Source organism: Dysgonomonas sp. Marseille-P4677 (genome assembly GCF_016652235.1).
Taxonomy (GTDB): domain Bacteria; phylum Bacteroidota; class Bacteroidia; order Bacteroidales; family Dysgonomonadaceae; genus Dysgonomonas.
In genome coordinates this window covers 1-5453 of the sequence record NZ_JAEPKU010000190.1, presented here as the reverse complement: position 1 = coordinate 5453, position 5453 = coordinate 1, and the positions used below count along the sequence as shown (strand labels likewise).

5 protein-coding genes are annotated in these 5453 nt (G+C 36.8%); all 5 read right to left on the bottom strand.

Annotated elements, in window-relative coordinates:
* Nucleotides 1-697: 697 nt before the first annotated feature.
* The 5 genes from JGH11_RS18735 to JGH11_RS18715 all read right to left on the bottom strand — a co-directional run bounded on the left by JGH11_RS18735 (nucleotide 698) and on the right by JGH11_RS18715 (nucleotide 5220).
* On the bottom strand, nucleotides 698-1546 hold the full coding sequence (locus JGH11_RS18735; RefSeq protein ID WP_201114349.1) for an SMP-30/gluconolactonase/LRE family protein: 849 nt from the start codon (nucleotides 1544-1546) through the stop codon (nucleotides 698-700).
* 3 nt (nucleotides 1547-1549) lie between these two features.
* Nucleotides 1550-2344, bottom strand: coding sequence for an SDR family NAD(P)-dependent oxidoreductase (locus JGH11_RS18730; protein ID WP_201114348.1), 795 nt, complete (start codon nucleotides 2342-2344; stop codon nucleotides 1550-1552).
* A gap of 4 nt (nucleotides 2345-2348) precedes the next feature.
* Nucleotides 2349-3518, bottom strand: coding sequence for a mandelate racemase/muconate lactonizing enzyme family protein (locus JGH11_RS18725; protein ID WP_201114347.1), 1170 nt, complete (start codon nucleotides 3516-3518; stop codon nucleotides 2349-2351).
* 28 nt (nucleotides 3519-3546) lie between these two features.
* Nucleotides 3547-4239: an RraA family protein gene (locus tag JGH11_RS18720; protein ID WP_201114346.1), complete on the bottom strand. Its 693-nt coding sequence runs from the start codon at nucleotides 4237-4239 to the stop codon at nucleotides 3547-3549.
* A gap of 126 nt (nucleotides 4240-4365) precedes the next feature.
* The gene (locus JGH11_RS18715; RefSeq protein ID WP_201114344.1) at nucleotides 4366-5220 is read right to left on the bottom strand and encodes an AraC family transcriptional regulator; all 855 of its coding nucleotides are present in this window, start codon (nucleotides 5218-5220) and stop codon (nucleotides 4366-4368) included.
* Nucleotides 5221-5453 lie beyond the last annotated feature (233 nt).

The following is a 5453-nucleotide window of genomic DNA, read 5'->3' as shown; positions in this document are numbered from 1 at the left end:
TCTTGAAATCTTAAAACTTGATAATCTTGAAACTTAATACCGGTAGTCCCAGGCACAGCTTACACAGCTCTCCATAAAGAACTATATATCAATAATTTATATTCACATATCTATCTATTCATCTAACAATCGCCTAACATTATTAATACTGAAGTTTTACAAAAATAATACTTTATAAAAAATAAATACTTTAATAGGACAATAACTTTTAGATCAAAACCCTCTCTCGGATTGCGGATGCAAAGATACTGCTTTTATTCAATTTCGCAAGTTGTTTGACTATTTTTTTTGAAAATTTACACTTTTCAGACAAATACCCTCCAATTTCATTTGCATAAATAACACACTACATGTGATTTAACCACCAATATAAAAATCACAAATTTAGAACATAAAAGGTCTGAAATATTCTCTTTACAGCAAAACAAGCTAATATAACGGGAGTGCATTATATGTTTGAGTCTTTAGTGGGAGAGCAAGTAGCTTTTGAAAGAAGTATACATGAAACAGGGTTCCCCGATTTTTAAAAGATGTTGATTATATTTCAATTACTTACTCTGATAAGATTATGGAAAGTATTTAAATCAAAATTAACTTTTTCAATATACGTGTAGTGCAACCAAGACATTATCCATTAAACTTTTTACGTTGATCTGTAATGGTTTCCTAAATATATATGATTTGAAAACACTTAAAATTATGTCTTTATCTGATAATAAAATAGTCCCCCACTCTGTGAATACTTTTCTTTTTCTAATTCTGACAATCCACTTCGTGCCGTAGTTATCAATAGAGTATCATTATACTTTCCCCCAAAAGTGCAAGAAGCCACATTTGGTACAGGTGTTTCAACTTTACCTGTTAATTCACCTGTTTCAGGATTCCAGATATATACACCAAAGCCACCCCATTGAGCTACCCATAACAGCCCGTCTTTATCTATTATCATACCATCCGGTATACCTAATTCAGTAGGGACCCAGATGGCTACCCGGTTAAAAAGAATAGAACCCCGTTCTTTATCATATAAAAATTCTTCAATACACCCTCGTCCAGAATCGGCGTAATACATCTTATCGCCTGTTTTGTTCCAGACTATACCGTTAGGAATGCACTGACAATCTAAAGCCTTATTAGTCGATAAATCAGGATTCAGGCAATACAGGCAACCTGTACGATTATGATTTTCCATGTGCATCACACCAAACCATATGCGTCCCTCAGGAGAAATTTTGGCGTCATTGATACGAAATCCAAGGTCAATAAAGTCAAACTGAGTTAATATTGTATATATTTTCTTTTGCAAATTGTAACAGATTATCCTATCCCGCATTGTTAGCAGTACCTCTCGTTCTTCGCAACCTAACAATATAACAGATGAAATCATATCAGGAAACTTATGGCACTGATACGAACCTTTATACAATGCATATTCATGTAAAATACAGGATTCAATATCTACCCATAATATTTTTTTTGAATAGGGAAGCCAGATAATGCCTTCCCCAATAATATCTTGCGATTTATATAAAAGTTTTGCTTTCATCTATTATTCAGTATCCTGCATTAAGGCTGATCTCCCACCGTCCATTAACACTGTGGTACCACTGATAAAACGGGCCAAAGGAGATGCAAGATATACACATAAAGAACCGACTTCCTCTACTGTACCGATACACTTTACCGGATGAAGGTTAATTGTGCGTTCCCGTTCCGCTAAAGCATCGGGGAATGACTCGAACCATGTATCATTGCCGGCTGTATCGATAAATCCAGGTGCCAGCCCAACGGTACGAATAGAAGGTCCCCACTCTATAGCCAGACTGCGAACAAGTCCGGTGATAGCCGTTTTTGTTACATTATATGGAAAACAACCGGGAATGGTGGAATAAGCATGATTGGACGTCATTAGTAAGATTACTCCATTACTTGACTGTTCAAGATACGGCTTGCAAAGTTTGGCTAATCTCCAGTGAGAAGTCAAATTCAAATCAATATTATATTGCCATCTTTCTTCCGTACATCCAGCCGCTCCTTCAAAAACATTCATTCCAGCGCTAGACACTAATATATCAAGCCGTCCAAAATGCTGAATAGTTTTTTTAACAAGAGTTTTCAGGTCTCTGTCTTTAGTTACATCAGCTTGAGTATATAAAGACTGACCACCGGCATTATCCACAGCTTGTCGAAATTCTTGTATCTTTTCTTCATCTTCTTTTTTACGCGAGCATCCAGAAATATGGGCACCTGCGCGGGCAAATTCTTTGGCTGTGCCTAATCCTATGCCTGAAGAAACCCCAGTTATAAGAACAACTCTATCTTTGAAATTAATTTCTAAACTCATAGGATTAAATATAAAAGTTATTAGGAGGATTAGATACAATTCCAGGATGTGCTTCCATTTCCGCCTCAATGAGGTCAACTCCAAGTCCCGGTTTTTCTGACAAATGAAGATGCCCATCATATACCATATCAGCAATAGGATTATCGATTATATTGTCACGCCATAGTACATCGTTGAACATAAACTCCTGTCTGAAGAAATTAGGAATTGAAGCACAGACATGCGCCGATGCCAATGTAGATAGCGGCCCGTTAGGATTATGTGGAGCAATCAATACATTATATGCCTCAGCCATAGTTGCCATCTTTTTCATTTCGGACGGTCCGCCACAACGTGTTATATCAGGCATTATTACATCACATACGTGTTTTTCGAGAAGAGACCGGATACCAAAACGTGTATAGTGGCGTTCTCCTACACAGATAGATACATTTGAAGGTATTCTTTCACGCATAGCCCGTAACGTACCTGAGCTTTCAGGACCGGCAGGTTCTTCATACCATGCTATATCCAGTTTGGAGAGGCGTTCAGCCATTTTCACCGCAATGTGGTAATTAAGCATTGCATGTGTTTCTATCATAATATCAAAATCCTTACCAACTACTTCGCGTACAGCCGCAGACACATCATATGCCAGATTCTGTTGATGGGAAGTAAGTGTCAAGTTAGATTTAAGATCTTCCCCGTAGAAATAATTAGTATGTGCAAACGGATCAAACTTTAGCCCAGTAAATCCTGCATCTTTAACAGCTTTTGCCTGACGAGCATAGTCTTCAGGATTATGACCTCCCCCTGTAAACCAATAGTTTGCATAAAGCAGAATATCTTTGCGATACGCTCCTCCCAATAATTCATAACAAGGCACATTCAACACTTTCGCTTTCAGATCCAGCAAAGCCATATCTATCCCACTTATCGCACACATGCTGGCACCATAAGGACCTATCCAGTTAAAATCACGGTAAAGCTTGGTCCAAATAAAGTCTGTCTTCATTGGGTCTAGTCCTATTATAGTTTTACCCAAATGTTCTGCCGCATGATATACGACCGGACTACCAGGCCAATTTGTAGCCTCACCAACTCCAGTATAGCCTTCATCTGTATAAATTTTTAATAATGTCCAGTTGTATTTTATGCCCTGTACAAGCCAAACTTTTACATCAATAATTTTCATTTTAATCAGATTTAAGAGTTATGTTATCTTACATAATCCCATATTTATCAAAAGCATCACGGGCTTTCATTCCTTCCTGTATTTTTTTCAAAACCATTTTTTCTCCTCTGGCTTTCTCTAATGCTTTTGTAAAAACTTCTGTCTCAATATTTCTTGGAACGGCACATACTCCGTCAATATCACCAATCAATATATCCCCGTCATTAATGACCACCCCATCCATCCGAATAGGGACACGGAAATCGATTACCTTACCACGTGGAGCCTGATCTTGTGCAAAAGGACCATAAGAAAAACATGGAAAGTTAAGATCCAGAATACCATTTGTATCTCTGGAAAATCCATTTACAACAGCGCCAGCAGCCTTACACTGCATTGCCCGAGCACTCATCAACTCTCCCCATACAGCATAACCCGGAGATGAACCCGAACATACATATATTTCATCTTCCTTCAAATCATCAAGAGCCTCAAGCATGAGCCCGAACGATTTTTTCAATATGGGATTATTACCTATTTCGTCCGTATGTTCAGAGACATCAGCTTCGAGTACGGTCATAGCACGGCCTACAACAAACATATCGTCTCGCAGTGGACGTATTTGAGCAGGAAGAAACTGGTGCAGATAACCTAATTTATCCATTATATCACCAACCACCGCGGTATATAATTCTTTCTTTATCAATTTAAAGAGTTCTTTATCATTATTCCATTCATGCATAATCATTTTTTTTTTAGTTATTATATACAAAATTAATTCTCATATATCATTTCTCTCTATTTATTAAGGCTCGTAACGTATGTAATAAGGGTCAGAAAAGAGCAAATAGTGTAAAATACGGAACTACTATTTACCGACCTCCCGTGGCGATATTCCAACACGCTGTTTAAATATTCTTGAAAAATATTGTGGGGACTGATAACCACATTCAAAAGCTATTTCTTTTACGGATAATTCAGTATTTCTTAGCAATTCTATCGACTTATCAATACGTATCTGATTCAGATAATCCAACGGGGATATGCTCAGATTTTGAGCGAATAACTTCCGCAGGTAGCGTTCTCCTATTTCGGTATGTTTTGCTATATCTCCGACATTGATATCCGAGCGATAATTAGTACGGATAAAATTAATAGCCTTACGCAAGGTATCATTAGTACAAATAGGGAGGTATGTTTCATCCAGATGCCTGAATATGAGAATAAGCAGTTCAGCATAATACATGATGACCAAATACTGGTAATACTTGCTTTTTACATTCAACTCATTCACAATACGTTGAACAGACCTCATGATACGTACATTGTTGACAATCTTTATCAATCGGTTTTTTTCCGAAAAAATTGTAGCCGGGGTCAACTCTTTTGTTGTACTCTCATTGAAAGTATCAAGGCGAAGAAAGACATCAGGTAAAAACTCCAACTGCATCAATGTAGCCCCTTCCGCTCCCGCTTCAAAAGAGTGATTCACATTAGAACATATTATCATCATTTCATCCTTATTGAAACTGACACTTTCGTCATGCATACGAACAATACAACTTCCTTTCTTCACAAAATTGATTTCAATACGCAGATGTTCATGCGGTCCATATTTCTCAAAAGGCTTGAATGAAACAAAACGGAATACGTCTGCCAATCTTTTTTTTTCAAGATCGCGGGTAATATATTCAAGACTATCAAAAAGATTTTTCTCACCCATATGACTAAATTTAGTTTCCAGTACAATTATTTACATCTCATTATAAATCAATGTTAGTCACATTAATCCGAAATAGCTGCTTTTATTAATCTTTTTAATCAAGATTATATATTTAGAGTACAGCTCATATTTGTCTTGTAGTGTAATTATGCAGTCAGATAAGCCAGCTGCATAGTTACAGTATACAATCATAGTTATAAATAGAAAAACATGTTGACTAATTATTGTATAAT